Raw genomic sequence first — 282 nt, 5'->3', positions numbered from 1 at the left:
CGCTCGCCGGGAGGACGTCGATGGTGACGTGATCCCCCGCGACACCGAAGTTCGCCTTGTCGAGCGGCGACTTGCCCTGCTCGAGCACGCCGAGCGTTTCCGACAGCGCGCCGAGGCTCGCGGCCAGCACATACGGGCCGGAGATCCACTCCTCGCCGACCAAGGGCGACGAGGCGTCGAGGCCCTTGATCCGGACGGCGGCCTCCACCCAGTCCTCGGCGTGCCTGCGGGTGAGTTCACGCATCCGGTCGAGCAGTTCGCGCCGGCCGCTCAGCGGAAGGG

The 282-nt window shown here is 70.9% G+C and carries 1 pseudogene; it reads right to left on the bottom strand.

The window, feature by feature from the left end:
• A pseudogene (locus GV790_RS30065) lies at positions 1 to 282 on the bottom strand (aldehyde dehydrogenase family protein); the annotation flags it as partial.

This window comes from Nocardia cyriacigeorgica (assembly GCF_010858045.1).
GTDB lineage: Bacteria > Actinomycetota > Actinomycetes > Mycobacteriales > Mycobacteriaceae > Nocardia > Nocardia cyriacigeorgica_E.
The sequence above is the reverse complement of the archived record's forward strand: the minus strand, read 5'-3'. Positions and strand labels throughout refer to the sequence as shown.